General features: G+C 38.9%; 15 protein-coding genes. 6 read left to right on the top strand and 9 right to left on the bottom strand.

What is annotated here, in order from left to right:
- A partial coding sequence (locus tag BLR42_RS07090) for a hypothetical protein (protein WP_207648521.1) occupies nucleotides 1-197 on the bottom strand: 197 nt, incomplete at its 3' end.
- 171 nt (nucleotides 198-368) lie between these two features.
- Between BLR42_RS07090 and BLR42_RS07095 the strand changes: the two genes are divergently transcribed.
- Nucleotides 369-1538 carry an NAD(P)-dependent malic enzyme gene (locus BLR42_RS07095; protein ID WP_091867819.1) on the top strand — a complete coding sequence of 390 codons (1170 nt, stop codon included), beginning with the start codon at nucleotides 369-371 and terminating at the stop codon, nucleotides 1536-1538.
- Nucleotides 1539-1606: 68 nt separating this feature from the next.
- Here BLR42_RS07095 and BLR42_RS07100 read toward each other — a convergent pair whose 3' ends face one another.
- Nucleotides 1607-3118 (bottom strand): carboxypeptidase M32, encoded by a 1512-nt coding sequence (locus BLR42_RS07100; protein WP_170832670.1) that lies wholly within the window; start codon nucleotides 3116-3118, stop codon nucleotides 1607-1609.
- Nucleotides 3119-3332: 214 nt separating this feature from the next.
- Here BLR42_RS07100 and BLR42_RS07105 point away from each other — a divergent pair, with 214 nt between their 5' ends.
- From BLR42_RS07105 to BLR42_RS07125, 5 genes are all read left to right on the top strand, one after another.
- The gene (locus BLR42_RS07105) at nucleotides 3333-4649 is read left to right on the top strand and encodes a DUF3798 domain-containing protein (protein ID WP_207648522.1); all 1317 of its coding nucleotides are present in this window, start codon (nucleotides 3333-3335) and stop codon (nucleotides 4647-4649) included.
- 67 nt (nucleotides 4650-4716) lie between these two features.
- Entirely contained in the window at nucleotides 4717-6303 is a 1587-nt protein-coding gene (locus BLR42_RS07110) for a sugar ABC transporter ATP-binding protein (RefSeq protein WP_091867823.1), read from the top strand.
- A gap of 13 nt (nucleotides 6304-6316) precedes the next feature.
- Complete coding sequence (locus tag BLR42_RS07115; RefSeq protein ID WP_022759982.1) at nucleotides 6317-7387, top strand: ABC transporter permease; 1071 nt, start codon at nucleotides 6317-6319, stop codon at nucleotides 7385-7387.
- Nucleotides 7384-8490: an ABC transporter permease gene (locus BLR42_RS07120; protein WP_022759983.1), complete on the top strand. Its 1107-nt coding sequence runs from the start codon at nucleotides 7384-7386 to the stop codon at nucleotides 8488-8490. Before BLR42_RS07115 ends, BLR42_RS07120 begins: the two co-directional genes overlap by 4 nt.
- Complete coding sequence (locus tag BLR42_RS07125) at nucleotides 8483-8965, top strand: DUF6672 family protein (protein ID WP_091867825.1); 483 nt, start codon at nucleotides 8483-8485, stop codon at nucleotides 8963-8965. The genes BLR42_RS07120 and BLR42_RS07125 overlap by 8 nt, the downstream gene beginning before the upstream one ends.
- Before the next feature lie 147 nt (nucleotides 8966-9112).
- Here BLR42_RS07125 and BLR42_RS07130 read toward each other — a convergent pair whose 3' ends face one another.
- The 7 genes from BLR42_RS07130 to BLR42_RS07160 all read right to left on the bottom strand — a co-directional run bounded on the left by BLR42_RS07130 (nucleotide 9113) and on the right by BLR42_RS07160 (nucleotide 16214).
- Nucleotides 9113-11581 (bottom strand): amidohydrolase family protein, encoded by a 2469-nt coding sequence (locus BLR42_RS07130; protein ID WP_091867827.1) that lies wholly within the window; start codon nucleotides 11579-11581, stop codon nucleotides 9113-9115.
- Between the two features lie 52 nt (nucleotides 11582-11633).
- Nucleotides 11634-12227: a 5'-deoxynucleotidase gene (yfbR, locus tag BLR42_RS07135; protein ID WP_022759986.1), complete on the bottom strand. Its 594-nt coding sequence runs from the start codon at nucleotides 12225-12227 to the stop codon at nucleotides 11634-11636.
- 82 nt (nucleotides 12228-12309) lie between these two features.
- Nucleotides 12310-12939 (bottom strand): cytidylate kinase-like family protein, encoded by a 630-nt coding sequence (locus BLR42_RS07140; RefSeq protein ID WP_091819454.1) that lies wholly within the window; start codon nucleotides 12937-12939, stop codon nucleotides 12310-12312.
- Nucleotides 12940-13025: 86 nt separating this feature from the next.
- Nucleotides 13026-13970, bottom strand: coding sequence for an RluA family pseudouridine synthase (locus BLR42_RS07145; RefSeq protein WP_091867829.1), 945 nt, complete (start codon nucleotides 13968-13970; stop codon nucleotides 13026-13028).
- Entirely contained in the window at nucleotides 13967-14506 is a 540-nt protein-coding gene (lspA, locus tag BLR42_RS07150) for a signal peptidase II (protein ID WP_091867831.1), read from the bottom strand. Before lspA ends, BLR42_RS07145 begins: the two co-directional genes overlap by 4 nt.
- A gap of 15 nt (nucleotides 14507-14521) precedes the next feature.
- Nucleotides 14522-15625, bottom strand: a complete 1104-nt coding sequence (aroB, locus tag BLR42_RS07155) for a 3-dehydroquinate synthase (protein ID WP_091867833.1) — start codon at nucleotides 15623-15625, stop codon at nucleotides 14522-14524.
- Nucleotides 15626-15686: 61 nt separating this feature from the next.
- Nucleotides 15687-16214 carry a cell division protein SepF gene (locus BLR42_RS07160; protein ID WP_091867836.1) on the bottom strand — a complete coding sequence of 176 codons (528 nt, stop codon included), beginning with the start codon at nucleotides 16212-16214 and terminating at the stop codon, nucleotides 15687-15689.
- Between the last annotated feature and the right edge of the window lie 70 nt (nucleotides 16215-16284).

Consider the following 16284-nt stretch of genomic DNA (forward strand, 5'->3'; position numbering starts at 1 on the left):
CGTCTTTCTTCGTATGGCTGGTCATAAACCTTGCATCGCTTACCACATATAGGGCATTTCCATTGCTGCCCTTTGCGAGGATGAATCCTGGCTATAAGAACCTTTTCATCATAGTGGTTCTTTGAGACTTTGATATCATCAATAATCGTATCATTGACATTTAAGAGTTCCTTGAATAAAGTAGTAGCTGAAGTCATCTGGATCCTTTCCTTTTGTGTTTCTTAGTCAGCTACACTTTAAGGAAAGCCAGATGGCTTTTCAAGTATATATTGTTATGTTGTTAAGGTGCGTAGGCTTCCACACATATGCCAGAGGCCTCTAATTTCTATTTATACAAAAATACAAAAAATGATTTAGGAGATGAGAAGATGAACTATTCAGAAGAGTCACTGCGTCTGCACGGAGAGTGGAAGGGTAAGATTGAAGTTGTTTCCAGGGTAAAAGTTGAGAATAAAGAAGATCTTTCACTTGCTTATACTCCCGGAGTTGCCCAGCCCTGTCTTGAAATTCAGAAGGATTACGAAAAATCTTACACTCTTACAAGACGTCATAATCTTGTAGCTGTAATTACAGATGGTACAGCTGTTCTTGGTCTAGGCGATATCGGTCCTGAAGCAGGAATGCCTGTTATGGAGGGTAAATGTGCTCTTTTTAAGGAGTTTGCGGATGTTGATGCTTTTCCTATCTGTATCAGAAGCAAGGATGTCGATGAAATAGTTCGTACTGTTTATCTTATTTCAGGTTCTTTTGGCGGTATTAATCTCGAGGATATCGCAGCACCAAGATGTTTCGAAATTGAGAAGAAATTAAAGGAGCTCTGTGACATTCCCGTATTCCATGATGACCAGCATGGAACAGCAGTGGTTGTTGGTGCAGCGCTTATCAATGCACTGCGAGTCGTAGGTAAAGAAATCTCTGATGCAAAAGTGGTAATCAACGGCGCGGGTTCCGCAGGTATTGCTATTGGTAAGCACCTTCTTAATCTTGGCATAAAACACCTGAAAATGGTTGACAGAAACGGAATTCTCTGTGCAGGTGTCGAGATGAATTCAGCCCAGGCAGAGATGGCAGATATTACAAATCCCGAGAAATTCAGTGGAAAGCTTGCAGACGCAATGGAAGGTGCTGATGTATTTATCGGCGTCAGTGCTCCTCATATAGTCTCAAAGGATATGATTATGTCCATGAATGAAAAAGCTATTGTTTTTCCTATGGCAAATCCTGTTCCTGAGATTGAGCCTGTGGAAGCGCTTGAAGCCGGTGCAGCAGTTGTCGGCACAGGCAGAAGTGATCATCCCAATCAGATTAACAACGTTCTTTGTTTCCCCGGTCTTTTCCGCGGAGCACTGGATGTACGGGCAAAGGACATAACCGAAGAGATGAAACAGGCTGCATCCTATGCACTTGCTAATCTTGTATCATCTGATGAATTAAACGAAAAATACATTCTTCCGCTTGCTTTTGATAAGAGAGTGGGACCTGCTGTTGCTGAGGCTGTAGCAAAAGCTGCAAGAGAATGCGGAGTAGCAAGAATATAAAACCAAAAAATACAAAACGGCCCGAAGTATAATAAAACTTCGGGCCGTTTTTTTCTTAAAGTAAAAAATTATAAGTTATATAATTCTGTGTATTTTTCTTCCAGGTAATCCAGGAAATCATCAGCTGTAAGAGTTCTTCCTGTGATTTCTTTTATCCACTCAGAAGGTGAAAGACGATCTGCTTTCTTAAAGACATTTTCAGCCATCCAATTATTCAGTGTCCTAAAATCGCCTTTAGCAACAAGATTGCTTATGTCAATTTCATTTTTCATACGGTTGAAATACATAGCATTATACATATTACCGATTGCATAAGCAGGGAAATAACCAAAGCCAAAGGTCCAGTGAACATCCTGAAGTACGCCTTCCCTGTCGTTTTCAGGCTCAATTCCAAGATACCCTTTATATTTTTCATTCCATACCTTTGGAACATCATCTATAACAAGAGTACCTTCAAAGAGCGCCTTTTCAATTTCATAGCGAATTATTACATGAAATGTATAGGTGAGTTCATCTGCTTCGGTTCTGATAAGGGATGGCTCAACAATATTTAATGCTTCATATAATTCGTTTTCGGAAACATCCTTCATAACCTGAGGAAATACTTCACACACTTTAGGATAAATGAGACTTACAAATTCCTTTGAGCGACCGATTCTGTTCTCATATAGCCTGGATACAGACTCATGCATCCCCATTGTCTTACCATCATTTATAAAGTGTTCGTGATTTTCTTCCGGAACCAGCATCTCAAAAAGAGCATGACCACCCTCATGTATTATTGAATACATGCTTCCTATAAAGTAATTGGGGTAGTAGTGAGTAGTAACACGCACATCATCTTTGCCAAGGCCATTTGTGAAGGGATGCTCAGAAGTCGTAAATGCACCCCTTTCAAGATCAAAATCAATTGTTTCAAGGAGCCATTTAGCAATTTTCGCCTGTTGTTCGTCAGTAACCTCTATTTCAAGAAAATCTCTTCTGATATTCTTTTTGCTGTTCTTGATTTTATCAAGAAGAGGAAGCAGCCTTTCCTTGCACTTTCCAAAGCACTCATCCAAAACATCTGTTGTAATATCACGCTCATAATCATCAAGAAGCTGGTTATATACTGATCCGCCGGCATTGATATCCCTTAATTTGATTATTTCCTTATTCATCTCAAAGACATTTTTAAATGATTCTCTGAACATGGAAAAATCGGATGCTTCCCTTGCTTTTGACCAGTCGACAAAAGCTTTATTGTAAACCAATGAAATCTCCATATTCTTTTCGGGTGTTATGTTTTTTTCTTTAATATATGCTCTGTGAAGCTGATCAGCCAAAACAGTATCCCATTCATTAAGTTCATCCTTGTGCTCATAGAGATATTCCGCAGCTTCCGTGAATTTTGCATCTTTAGCTATTTTGAAAGCCTGGTTGCTGAGAAAAGCTGATACCTCCCCCTGAGTCTCCATCCCCTTAACAGGACAAATTGTCTCCTGATCATAGGACAAAATTCTGCATGCATGATTATACGTCTCAATTTCTTTAGACGCCTTAAGAATATAATTTAATTTTTCCTGTGTTTCCTTTGTCATATTCATTCTCTCTTTCTGAAAATAATATAATTATTGTATATCACCTTATGTTAACCTTCAATATAGATCACTTTTTCAAAAAGAATGAAAAATATTAGTCAAATCATGAAGGAATTAATCTCCGAATTGATATTTTTTATTGTTTTTTTTGAGTTTTCTCTATATAATTGCATTTATAAAGTTAACGCTTTAAAACTTCAAAGGAGGAAAGTGTATGAGAAAGTTAATTGGCGTTATGACCGCCACCGTTATGCTCTCCACAATGCTTATGGCTTGTGGTAATAGCGGCGCTGCTACTATCGAGACTGTAGAAGAGGATACTGCACAGACAGAGACCGCTGCAGATACTAATGAAGATGCGGCAACTGATGAGACAGCTGATGCTGAAACATCAGAGGAAGCTACAGAGGTGGCTTCAGGAGATTACCATATTGGTATTGTAACAGGATCTGTATCCCAGTCTGAGGATGACAGAAGAGGTGCTGAGGCATTTCAGGCAAAGTACGGAGAGGACAGAGTTATTCTTGCAACCTATCCCGACAACTTTACCGAAGAGCTTGAGACAACTATCCAGACAATCGTTAATCTTTCAGATGATGCCGATATGAAGGCTATCATCGTAAACCAGGCTATTCCCGGAACAACAGAAGCATTCCGTCAGATCAAGGAGAGAAGACCTGACATCATCTGTATTGCAGGTGAGTCACATGAGGATCTTCCTGAAATTGGAAGCGCAGCTGATCTTGTATGTAACAACGACTTTGTTGCTCGCGGATATCTTATCATCCGTACAGCGCACGAGCTTGGATGTGACACATTCGTTCACATTTCATTCCCTCGTCATCTGTCCTATGAGACAATGAGCCGTCGTGTTGCAATTATGAAGGCTGCTTGTGAAGAGTTCGGTATGGAATTCGTTATGGAGTCAGCTCCCGATCCGACAACAGACGTAGGTGTTCCCGGAGCACAGGCTTACATCGCTGAGCATGTTCCGGAGTGGGTTGAAAAGTATGGTCAGAACTCTGCTTACTTCTGTACAAATGATGCTCACACAGAGCCCCTTCTCAGAGGACTTCTTGAGAACGGTGGTTACTTCATCGAAGCAGACCTTCCTTCACCTCTTATGGGATATCCCGGAGCACTTGGTCTTGACCTCACAGAAGAGGCAGGTGACTTTGAGAAGATCCTTGCTAAGGTTGAGAGCGCAGTTGTAGAAAAAGGCGGCGCAGGAAGATTCGGAACATGGGCATACTCTTATGGCTACACTGTTTCAGCAGGTCTTGCACAGCATGCTATGAATGTAATCGATGGCAAGAGCGAACTCACAAATATCGATGATATTTCAAAGGCATACGAAGTATTTTCACCCGGTGCAGCATGGAACGGTTCCAACTACACCAACGCAGATACAGGAGTTAAGGCAGACAACACCTTCCTGATCTACCAGGATACATACATCATGGGTGATCCCGGAAAATACATGGGTTCAACCGAGGTTGAGGTTCCTGAAAAGTACTTCACAACAAAATAAGATTTACCTTATGTGGGGAGATGCTTTTTATCTCCCCATATTTTGAGGTATGGAAAGGTTTTAAATAATGGGTAAAGCACCACTACTTGAAATGAAAAGCATAAAAAAGGACTTCTTTGGTAATCAGGTCCTTACCGACATCAACCTTACCTTGAATGAGGGCGAGGTAATAGGTCTTTGCGGAGAAAACGGTGCCGGAAAATCCACGCTAATGAAAATTCTGTTTGGAGCAGATTCCATACGTGAAACAGGCGGATTTGGCGGAGATATTATTCTGAACGGTGAAAAGGTTTCATTTCAGTCCCCGTTTGATGCCATTGCCGCAGGTATCGGGATGGTACATCAGGAATTTTCACTTATTCCCGGATTTACGGCTACAGAAAACATTTTATTAAACAGAGAATCAAAGAAAAAAAGTGTTCTTTCACAGCTTTTCAGTGACCGTATGGATACACTGGATCGTAAGGATATGGATACACGCGCCGATGAAGCTATTCAGAAAATGGGCGTTAATATAGATAAAAACATGCTTACTTCAAACATGCCTGTAGGCCATAAGCAGTTTACAGAGATTGCAAGAGAGCTTTCAAAGGAGCAGTTAAAGCTTCTTATTCTTGACGAACCCACTGCGGTTTTGACAGAAAAAGAGGCAGAGGCTCTTCTTGATTCTATCCGAGGCATGTCTAAAAGAGGTATAGCTGTTATTTTCATAACACACAGACTTGGAGAAATTCTCTCGGTATGTGACAGAGTCATTACCATGCGTGATGGCTATGTAGTTAACGAATCCGCAACAAAGGATACAAGTGTTGCTGATATCACTAAATGGATGGTCGGCCGTGACGTAGCGGGTTCCGATGCCAATCATGTTACCGAAGATCTCGGAGCTGACAAAAAGATCGTTATGTCTATCAGAAAGCTTTGGGTTGATATGCCTGGTGAAACCGTGCGAAATGTCAATCTTGACGTCAGAGAGGGCGAAATTTTAGGTATCGGCGGTCTTGCAGGTCAGGGTAAGCTTGGTATTCCGAACGGAGTTATGGGACTATATCAGGCCGGAGGAACCGTTACTTTCGAAGGCAATGATATTCCCTTAAATAATCCGAGAAAATGTCTTGATTCATCATTTGCTTTTGTATCAGAGGATAGAAGAGGAGTCGGTCTTCTTTTAGACGAATCCCTAGAGTGGAATATTTCTTTCCCTGCAATGCAGATTCAGGACAAGTTTTTGAAAAAATATCTCGGAGGCATGATTAAATGGAGAGATGACTCCGCAATTAAAGCAGTCACCGACAAATATATTGATGAACTTAAAATTAAGTGCACAAGCTCAACTCAGAAAGCAAAAGAGCTTTCAGGTGGTAATCAACAGAAGGTATGTCTTGCAAAAGCCTTTGCTCTTGAACCTAAGCTGCTTTTTGTAAGCGAACCTACAAGAGGTATCGATGTAGGTGCTAAATCACTGGTGCTTGATGCTTTGAAAAAGTTCAATAAAGAAAAAGGCGTAACAATTGTCATGGTATCCTCCGAGTTGGAAGAGCTTAGAAGAACCTGTGACAGGATAGCGATCGTTTCAGGCGGAAAGGTTGCAGGTATACTCCCTGCAGGTGAACAGCTTGAAAAATTCGGCGAACTTATGCTGCAAAACTGTTAAGGAGTAATACGTGATGAGTGAACAGACAACTACGATCACATTTAAAGATAGGGCAAGAAGCATAGCCAAGGATTTCGGCCTTCCGAGACTTATTATTACCGGTTTCCTTGTACTTTTACTTGTTGTTTCGCCCTTTGTGGGAGCTGATCTACCCACACAGATTTCAAATATTATTAACCGCTTTAGCTGGAACGGAATTCTTGTACTGGCAATGGTACCTATGGTTCATTCCGGTTGCGGACTGAATTTCGGCCTTCCTCTTGGAATTATTTCCGGTCTTTTAGGTGCAACTCTTTCAATAGAGCTTGGTTTTACAGGAACTATGTCATTCTTCATGGCAATTCTTCTTGCAACACCCTTTGCTCTGGTATTCGGAAGTGTTTACGGTTGGCTACTTAACAAAATTAAGGGTGGAGAGATGATGATTGCAACATATGTTGGATTTTCATCAGTTTCTCTTATGTGTATGATGTGGCTTCTTCTTCCTTACCACAGTCCCAACATGGTATGGGGTATGGCAGGCAAAGGTCTCAGAACTACAATTTCCCTTGAAGGTTACTATACTCAGGCTCTTGCAAAGATTCTTCAGATCAATATAGGTAATCTTTCAATACCTACAGGAGCCCTTATTTTCTTTGCGCTTCTTGCTTTCCTTATGTGGGCTTTCCTTCATACAAAGACAGGAACCGCTATGACTGCAGTTGGTTCAAATCCTGAATTTGCCAGATCTGCAGGAATTAATGTAAACAAAATAAGACTTATTTCCGTTGTAATGTCCACATGGCTTGCAGCTATAGGCATTCTTGTTTATGAGCAGGGATTTGGCTTTATTCAGCTCTATATGGCACCTTTTTACATGGCGCTTCCTGCTGTATCCGCAATCCTTATAGGTGGAGCATCCGTTAATAAAGCTTCAATCATGAATGTTATTATAGGAACAATCCTTTTCCAGGGTATTGTAACAATGACACCTACAGTAATGAACAATATGATTCATCTTGATATGAGTGAGGTTATCAGAATAATTGTTTCCAACGGTATGATTCTGTATGCACTTACAAGAAAAACGGAGGGAGCAAAATGAGTAAAAATAGTTTAGGCGATTACCTCAGAAGGTTTTCAGTACCTCTTATGTTTCTTCTTATATGTGCGGTATGTGCGCCGATTTCAGGACTTTCTCCGAGCTATCTGGCAAATGAGATTGTTACAAGAATGGGAAGAAATGCATTTTTGATCCTTAGCCTTCTTATTCCGATTATGGCCGGAATGGGTCTTAACTTTTCAATGACTCTTGGAGCTATGGCAGGAGAGATTGGTCTTATACTTGTATGTGATTGGCAGATTGTCGGAATCCCCGGTATGGTACTTGCCATGATCATTTCAATACCGATTTCTGCACTGCTTGGTCTTTTCTGCGGAAAAGTGCTCAATATGGCTAAAGGGCGTGAGATGATCACGAGTTATATTATAAGTTTCTTTATCAACGGTATTTACCAGCTTGTTGTACTTTACCTTATGGGACCTGTTATTCCAATTAAGCACGGTACAATCAAGCTTCCCAGAGGCTATGGTGTCAGAAACACAGTATCACTTTTATCCATGAGACAAAAGCTTGATAACCTTATTCCTCTTACCATTGCAGGAGTAAAGATACCTGTCGCAACTTTCATTATCGTGTTCTTATTATGCCTTGTTATCATCTGGTTCAGAAAGACTAAGCTTGGTCAGGATATGAGAGCAGTCGGACAGGATATGGAAGTAGCTAGAGATGCCGGAATAGATGTTGAGCGTACCAGAATTATATCAATGGTTCTTTCTACAGTATTTGCAGGCATTGGTATGATCATCTATCTCCAGAATATGGGTAATATTGCAACCTACAGCTCACATTCACAGATTGGTATGTTCTGTATTGCAGCACTCCTTGTCGGAGGTGCTTCTGTAGATAAAGCATCTATCGGAAATGTGTTCCTTGGAATAATACTTTTCCACACAATGTTTATCGTTGCTCCTAAGGCTGGAACTGTTATTACCGGCGATTCCATGATAGGAGAGTATTTCCGCGTATTTGTTTCCTATGCGGTTATTACAGTTGCACTTATAATGTATGAGACAAATAAGAGAAAGAATAAATCAAAAGAGAGCCAGCAGCTTGCTTTGTCTCAGGAGGAGGAAGTAAATGGATAAATCAAAGAAAAAAGTCCTGATATATCGCATTATAGCTCTTGTAGTCCTCGTCCTGATTGCAACAGCCATGTTTATAATCGGCAGAGGACATACAGTATATTTTGATAATAAACCACTTGAATACGGTGGAAAAACAATAGACGAAGTTCCTTATAAGATAGATGTCCTCGTAAACGGCGAAAAGGTAGCATCTATTAAAGAGGGCGAACGTGGTATGGTTGATACCATGGGTCAGAACTTCAATATGCAGCTTCTTGTAACCAAAGAAAAAGATGGTAAAACCTCTAAAATTCAGGTAGGACTTCCGTTGCCATATAATATGGACGGAATTATATTAAACCTTCCGGCAATGCTTGCAGGATTACCGCAGGATGCATATATTTCAGAATTTATTCCGACACCATCAGCTGCAGAACTTGAAGATGAAGAAGTTGTAACTGATGAAACCGAAGGACTTATGGATTTCGGTGAATAAATCCCAATAACATAATTAAATCAAAAGAGACAAGATCAAAATGATTTTGTCTCTTTTATAATGCATGTGTTTTTCACGATAGTAGTTGTAATATGTGCATTTTTTAGTGTGTAGATATAAAATAATATCATTGCAGAAAATTCCGGTTTAATGTAATCCCTTATCCCCAAATTCGCTTTGGAGCTGCATTAGTTCGTTTATTATAGGATTCTCATTATCAAAGTATTTTACATATCCATGCAAGGATTTTGCCTTTTGCTTTAATGTTTTGGAATGGCTCCAAATAAATATTACGGATTTACCTTTCCCGTTTTTAGCTTCCTGAATCAAATTGGCGGCAGCGCTGTTTCCGTCAAAGGCAACTACCATGGAGGGTCTTCGTTCAAATATCTCGTAATTGAAGCTTTTATATATCCCCATTCCTTCAGCTTCAGGGGAAACACGTACATACACACCAGCATCCTTTAATTTATCACGTTCACTCTTTGTGATTAGCATAGGAACTACGGCATAAATTCTAAATCCTTTTGAATTGTGATCAATTAAATATTTTTCATATCCTGAAAGCTTATGGCCTATTATAAAACAAACTTCATCGGGATTCATGAATCTTAGTAAAGCATCAAGTTGTTTTTTTCCGTCCGGGGTGATATTTGTCGCACGTTTTTCGGTATTAAAACTGCCACCCAAAAGAACAACAGGAAAACGATCCCAGGTAATTTCACTAATTTCATCCATAAGCTCTTTATTTGCATCAAATCTTTTTACTTTTCTTGAAGAAGACTTTGTTATTCTTACAGTCTTCATCTTTTCAAGCAAAAATTCCTCCATATCACGATTTTTCAGCATTGAAATAAAAGCAGCCTTTTTATCGGAATAAGCTATCTGCCCCTCTTCTATTATGCCTGTTTCCGCGTCTTTCATGAGTTTTAGCTCATCATCCGTGAGTTCAAGCATTTTCTTTAAAGAAAGCTGTTCATCAATCGAACTGGTACCGTACAGAGCCGCCCCGTCTGTACCCTGTACGCATCTGATTCCCTGTTTTAAATAATACTTAAGCGGATGATCTTTGAGCGAGTTCAGATTATTTAGACGAACATTACTTGTAAGCTGGAATTCCAGAACTATATTATTCTCTTTTAGCTGTTTTATTACTTCACGTCCTTTTTTAGACCGTGGTGAGTAGGTATAAAGGCCGTGTCCAAGCCTCATTCTGGGCATAGACTGCCCCGGAAGAAGGCAATCCTTAACACAATTAATGCTATGTGAAATATTATCCTTCAAGCTGTCATTTTCTCCTGCATGAACCCTTATAACAAAAGACGGATCGATAGCGGCAAATTTTACAAGCTCTCTAAATACAGGCTTAAGGGTGATAATATCGTTTATTTCTTCCCCGACAAAGTCGCAGCCTGCAACATAGGGATCAAGGAATGTGCCTCTGAGGACCTCCAGATTTTGTTCAAGATAATCGGCAGGAGTTATCGCGTCTTTTACAATTGTAAGCGGAATTCTTCTCATAGCAGCAAGAAATCTTATCATTACGCCTGTTTCCTGATAAATCTTAGGCATCACATCATGGACTTCCTTGAGCATTTCCACGGATTCATATTTCTTAACAAGTGTCGTATCGCTTATTTCAGCATAACAAACACCTTGTTTTTTATAGTTTCTTGCAATCCAAAGCAGCTTATCCTGAAAAATAGTATTTGATGCATAATCAGGATTTTCCTTGTCCTTTAGCATCTGCTTCACATGAACCTTTACATCCTCATCAGGAATCTGGTCTATATTGCCCAATCTGATCTTATCTTCACTTTCTTTTGCTTTACAAAAAACATATCTGTAAAGATAAACCTTCTCAAGATTAGTAAAAACGGCCTGTCCATCCTTTATAACCGCAAGAGAACCGCGTATCTTTACTATATTCATTTCTGCATTATCAAGGTTATTTAAAATAAGATCAGCAAAATTAATAAAAGTATTATCATTAATTCTTCTGTCCAAGTACTTTCCTTCAAGTCCCGAAGATATAAACTGCCTTGCAACCTTACTTCTTTGTGCATTTAACTTATCCCATTGTTCATTGGTAAGTTTTAAATCAAGCTTTTTTACATAATACAAAGGGTATCTTATCTGATGGTAAATTCCCAGTGCAATTAAGATATCCCCGGGCAGATTGCCATTCATATGTGTGTGAAGATCAGCCCTGAATTTAAGTTCTTTATTTACATAGGTTTTGAAAATTGTTTTAGAAAGATCAATCTGGTAGTTTTTTGTCTGACTCATGAGAGTCTTGGCTATAGCCGGAATTGTAGCCTTTAGATCAACACGGCCATCAGGGAAAATATCGGCAATTTCAATGTCTCCAAGGCTGAAAATATAAGACTCACAGTTATCTGCATCTACAAAGCACGGAACTTCACCCTCAATGACAAATAAACCTTCCTCATTTTGAGTAAGAGGCAATTTGCATATTGATGCAAGATTCCTGATCAGGTTCCCTGTATGATGATTCGGAGTGGACAATACATAATAAAGTCTGTCCAAGTCCTTATAGAGACTTACAATTATATCCTTTTCCGCATCAAGAAAAAAACAGGTGAAATAAGTCATTAAACATCCCTCATATTAAGATAAGACAAGTATATTGATGAATATTATACAATTATGAAAGCTCATCAAGCGTTTTACCATAAGGCTCGAGGAAATCATCCATGAAGTCCAAGACCTCCGGTAATTCTCTTTTTAATTTATTCAGAGATTTCAGTGTGCTCTTTTCAGCCGTCCTAAATTCACTGTTACCCGCATTCTTTTCCTCAATACATTTAATAAATGCAGATAGTTTATCTGCGGCTTTTACAAGCTTTCTCATATAAAGCTCATCTTCGCCTTCCTGAGTTTTAAATATCTTCTCAAATGATGGCTGGAGGTCTTCAGGAAGCTTATGTAAGAGCTGCACATCAGCAATTGCTTCTACCTGTTTATATGCGGTCTTAAGCTCTTCATTGTAATATTTTACCGGAGTCGGCATATCACCGGTAATAATCTCCGAAGCATCATGATAAAGCCCTATCAGAGCCGCCTTCTCCGCATTTAGATTTCTTCCATATCTTACATTTCCAATAACGCAAAGAGCATGCGCAATCATAGCAACTTCAAGGGAGTGTTCGCATAGATTCTCCTGCCTTGAGTTACGCATAAGCGCCCATCTTTCGATATATTTCATCCTAGAGATAATAGCGAAAAAATTGTAAGCCATATTTTGATATCAAAAAGGAGCAAACAGCAAAAAGTCTGCTCCTTTAATCCTTTCTTAAGTCTGTAAAATAAGATTAAACCGGTTAGTCTCTGTTTTCAAAATCCTCAACAAACTGACAAATGAGATCAACTGTGCCATCTATACCCAGAACGCTGCTGTTTATTGTAAGATCATAAGTATCGGATCTTCCCCATTTCTTTGAGGAATAATAATTATAGTAACTCTGTCTCTGTTTATCTTTTTTAAGCATCATCTCGAGTGCTTTATCTTTATTGGTAACATCCGGATATCGCTCCATCAGACGGGCAATCTTATCATCCTCATCACCGTGTATAAAGATATTTAAAACGTTTTTATACTCCGAAAGCGCATAATCGGCACATCTTCCAACAATTACGCAAGGACCTTCGTCAGCAATTTTCTTGATGGTATCAAATTGTGCAAGAAAAATCTTATGGCTGATAGGCATGTCAACAAAACTGGAAGAATTATATCCAAATGAATACGTATCCATGACAAGATTATATAGGAATGATGTGGTCGGCCTCTCATCGTGATCCTGAATCATTTCCTGCGCAAAGCCACTCTCAGATGCCGCTCTGGTCAAAAGTTCTTTATCATAACACTTAATACCGAAGCGTTCAGCTACCTTTATACCAATTTCACGTCCGCCTGAACCAAATTGTCTGCCTATTGTTATGATTGTATTCATAATAAAACCTCCATTTAAAAGATTTCATATATTTGAATACATTATACCATAATTGTATGCCGGTAATTAAGAAAAAAGTGGGAAATTCAGCTTAATATTTCAAGCAGATGCTGAAAATAATCCGGCAATGGCGCATCGGTTTCAATATAATCTCCGGACACAGGATGCTTGAATCCAAGTGTTTTAGCATGAAGACATTGTCCCTGAAGCTTGAATTTGCTTTTAAAGGATGGCCCATATACAGTATCTCCCAATAAAGGGTGTCCTATATGCGCCATATGAACCCTTATCTGATGAGTTCTTCCTGTTTCAAGATGACATTCAACATATGTCATTTTGTCCTTTTCAAAACGCTTTAAAACTTTATAATGAGTAACTGCTGTTTTTCCCTGTCCCTCATGTACTATACTCATCTTTTTTCGGTCAGATACAGATCTTCCTATATTACCTGTGATTGTCCCCTCATCATCTTTAATAATCCCGTGACACAAAGCATGATATACACGATTGATACTGTGTTCTTTTAATTGATCAGCAATAGCCCTGTGCGCAATATCATTTTTGCATATTATTACAGATCCCGTAGTATCCTTATCTATTCTGTGAACAATACCGGGTCTCATCACGCCGTTAATTCCGGAAAGATCATCTCCAAGGTAATACATAAGTGCATTAACAAGAGTCCCTGTATAGTGTCCGGCCGCAGGATGAACAACCATATCTTTCGGTTTATTTACAACAAGAACATCCTTGTCCTCATATATTATTTCAAGCGGTATATTTTCCGGCTCAATATCGGGAATAATAGACTTTGGAATCTCCATTTCAAGTATATCGCCCTCAGATACAGAAAAACTTGCTTTCACAGGTTTTCCGTTGACAAAAACTTTCTGATCCTTTATGAGTTTTTGGATATAACTTCTGGACATAGAATCAGAGAGAGAGCTCATAACCTTATCAACTCTCTCTCCGTCATTATCATCTCCGGCCATGTATTTTACTCTGTTTTCTTTATCAAAAGTATCCGTCATTTTAACTCCCTGTACTTTTTCTGCTGTTTAAAGCTAAGAAAATCAAAGTCCTTCTCCTTATAATAAAACAGGAAAAGAATAATAAATAAAATAGTGGAAACAGTGACATATATATCAGCCACATTAAAAATAGGGAAATTAATGATCACAAACGAAATAAAATCAACAACATACTCATTTCTAATTCTGTCAATCATATTCCCGGCAGCGCCACTTGCAATCATTACCAGTATTATCTGTAGTATAGTATATTTCTTTTCAAGGGGAAGCTGAAAAAGAACATATCCTATAACCAAAATTATCATTACCGCAATCATAACAAAAAATATTTTTTGGTTCTGAAGAATTCCGAAAGCGGCACCATGATTCTTCAAAAATGTAAGTTCAAGTATCCCCTTTATAATTACAAAAGATTCCTTCCCTTGCAACTTTTCGACCGCAAGAAATTTCGTAAACTGGTCAAGTGCAACAAGAAGAATCATTGATATCAAATCAACAATAAGGTATATTTTTTTTCTTGTAGTAATCTTATTCATAAAATGCTCCAAATATTATTCAAAGTCGTCCGTCCAGGTAATTTCCTTTAATGCTTCTCTAACCTCATCATCTGTAACAGATGAATCAATGACAGCTTTTCCAACTTTTTTCAAAAGGATAAATTTAATTGTATTTCCATCTGCTTTTTTGTCAGAATGCATGAGTTCAATAACTTTTTCAGCATCAATATCCGTTACTGAAATGGGGAGACCAAACGGAACAAACATGTCTCTTATCTCATAATACTCTTCCATCGAAAGCATCTGCCTCTTCCAGGAAATAAAAGCTGCAGCCACACAGCCTAGTGCTACGCATTCTCCATGAAAAAATGTAAAGTTCTTATATTTTTCTATAGCATGGCCAATTGTATGTCCAAAATTAAGAAGTGCTCTATCACCTTTTTCAGTAGGGTCTTTTTCAACCACAGCTCTCTTAATTGAACAGCTCTTTTTGATCATAGACATGAGCGTTTCAGGATCTTTTTCCTCTATCTCATACATGTTATCTATTAACCACATGTAGAAATCGGCGTCTTTTATCAGACCATGCTTCATGACCTCTGCAAATCCCGAAGCAAACTGCTCACCGGGTAAAGAATTAAGAACACTGACGTTCATATATACAAGTTTTGGCATATAGAAAGCGCCCACCATATTTTTATAGCCTTTAAAATCAACTCCTGTCTTACCGCCTATGCTACTGTCCGTCTGAGCAAGAAGTGTTGTAGGAATCTGGATAAACGCAATACCCCTGAGATACGTTGCAGCAGTGTATCCGGCCATATCGCCTACAACACCGCCTCCAAGGGCAACTATAAGATCATGCCTGTCAAAATGGTTATCAATAAGTACCTGATATATTTTTTCAATCTCTGAAAGATTTTTGTTCTCTTCACCTGCCGGAATGGCATATACAATTGTTGCCAAAGAAACTGTCTCCAGGCACTCCTTTATCTGTTCTGCATATAGCTTCTCAACATTTGTATCCGTTAATATAGCAATCTTTCTTCCGGAAAAACCAAGCCCTGATATACGTTCAGCCAATCCTTCAAAGCTGTCATCCAAAACTATGTCATAACATGGTTCATTATTATATTGTACATTCAAAACTTCTGACATACTTAAGTCCTCACAAAAAGGCAGAAGCAAAAAGCTTCTGCCTCAAAAAACATTTATAAAATTACATCTGCTGAGGTCCGATGCTACCAAGTGAGCCCTCATAAGCTCCACCTAATATATCCTGAAAATCACCTGATATATCTACACTTGCAGGTGTAACAATAAATATATATCTGGAAATCTTCTGAAGATTACCGTTTATTGCAAAACAGGAACCTGAAGTAAAATCAATAATTCTCTGCGCAAGTTCAACATCTATTCCCTCAAGGTTAAGTACAACAGTACGATTATTAAGGAGGGTCTCTGTAATCTCACGTGCATCCTCTATAGAGGTGGGTTTAACAACACATACCTCCATGCCGCCAACACCTCTGCTTCTTGATGGAACAGGTCTTGGTGCAGCAACAGGTTTCTTTGTAAGTCTCTCCTCATTTATCTCGATTGAAGGATCATCTTTACCTAAAGAGCTTGCTTTATGTATAGGCTCTATCGGGCTATCATAATAAGCATCATCATCCTGATCGTAGTAACCACTTTCATCATCCCCATTCAGCTTCATAGCTGACAAAAACTTATCCATTACACTCATGTGATATACTCCTAATCCCCAAATAATTCTATGTAACTAATTTGGTATAATTATCACCTATTAATAGATA

The organism is Butyrivibrio sp. INlla16 (genome assembly GCF_900104155.1).
GTDB lineage: Bacteria > Bacillota > Clostridia > Lachnospirales > Lachnospiraceae > Butyrivibrio.

What these genes read in the sequence shown, in the direction of transcription:
- BLR42_RS07095 (WP_091867819.1), top strand. Translation starts at nt 369, where the DNA reads ATGAACTATTCAGAAGAGTCACTGCGTCTGCACGGAGAGTGGAAGGGT.
- BLR42_RS07105 (WP_207648522.1), top strand. Translation starts at nt 3,333, where the DNA reads ATGAGAAAGTTAATTGGCGTTATGACCGCCACCGTTATGCTCTCCACA.
- BLR42_RS07100 (WP_170832670.1), bottom strand. Translation starts at nt 3,118, where the DNA reads ATGACAAAGGAAACACAGGAAAAATTAAATTATATTCTTAAGGCGTCT.
- BLR42_RS07140 (WP_091819454.1), bottom strand. Translation starts at nt 12,939, where the DNA reads ATGAATACAATCATAACAATAGGCAGACAATTTGGTTCAGGCGGACGT.
- BLR42_RS07145 (WP_091867829.1), bottom strand. Translation starts at nt 13,970, where the DNA reads ATGACGGATACTTTTGATAAAGAAAACAGAGTAAAATACATGGCCGGA.
- BLR42_RS07130 (WP_091867827.1), bottom strand. Translation starts at nt 11,581, where the DNA reads ATGACTTATTTCACCTGTTTTTTTCTTGATGCGGAAAAGGATATAATT.
- BLR42_RS07120 (WP_022759983.1), top strand. Translation starts at nt 7,384, where the DNA reads ATGAGTAAAAATAGTTTAGGCGATTACCTCAGAAGGTTTTCAGTACCT.
- BLR42_RS07125 (WP_091867825.1), top strand. Translation starts at nt 8,483, where the DNA reads ATGGATAAATCAAAGAAAAAAGTCCTGATATATCGCATTATAGCTCTT.
- BLR42_RS07115 (WP_022759982.1), top strand. Translation starts at nt 6,317, where the DNA reads ATGAGTGAACAGACAACTACGATCACATTTAAAGATAGGGCAAGAAGC.
- aroB (WP_091867833.1), bottom strand. Translation starts at nt 15,625, where the DNA reads ATGTCAGAAGTTTTGAATGTACAATATAATAATGAACCATGTTATGAC.
- lspA (WP_091867831.1), bottom strand. Translation starts at nt 14,506, where the DNA reads ATGAATAAGATTACTACAAGAAAAAAAATATACCTTATTGTTGATTTG.
- yfbR (WP_022759986.1), bottom strand. Translation starts at nt 12,227, where the DNA reads ATGGCTTACAATTTTTTCGCTATTATCTCTAGGATGAAATATATCGAA.
- BLR42_RS07110 (WP_091867823.1), top strand. Translation starts at nt 4,717, where the DNA reads ATGGGTAAAGCACCACTACTTGAAATGAAAAGCATAAAAAAGGACTTC.
- BLR42_RS07160 (WP_091867836.1), bottom strand. Translation starts at nt 16,214, where the DNA reads ATGAGTGTAATGGATAAGTTTTTGTCAGCTATGAAGCTGAATGGGGAT.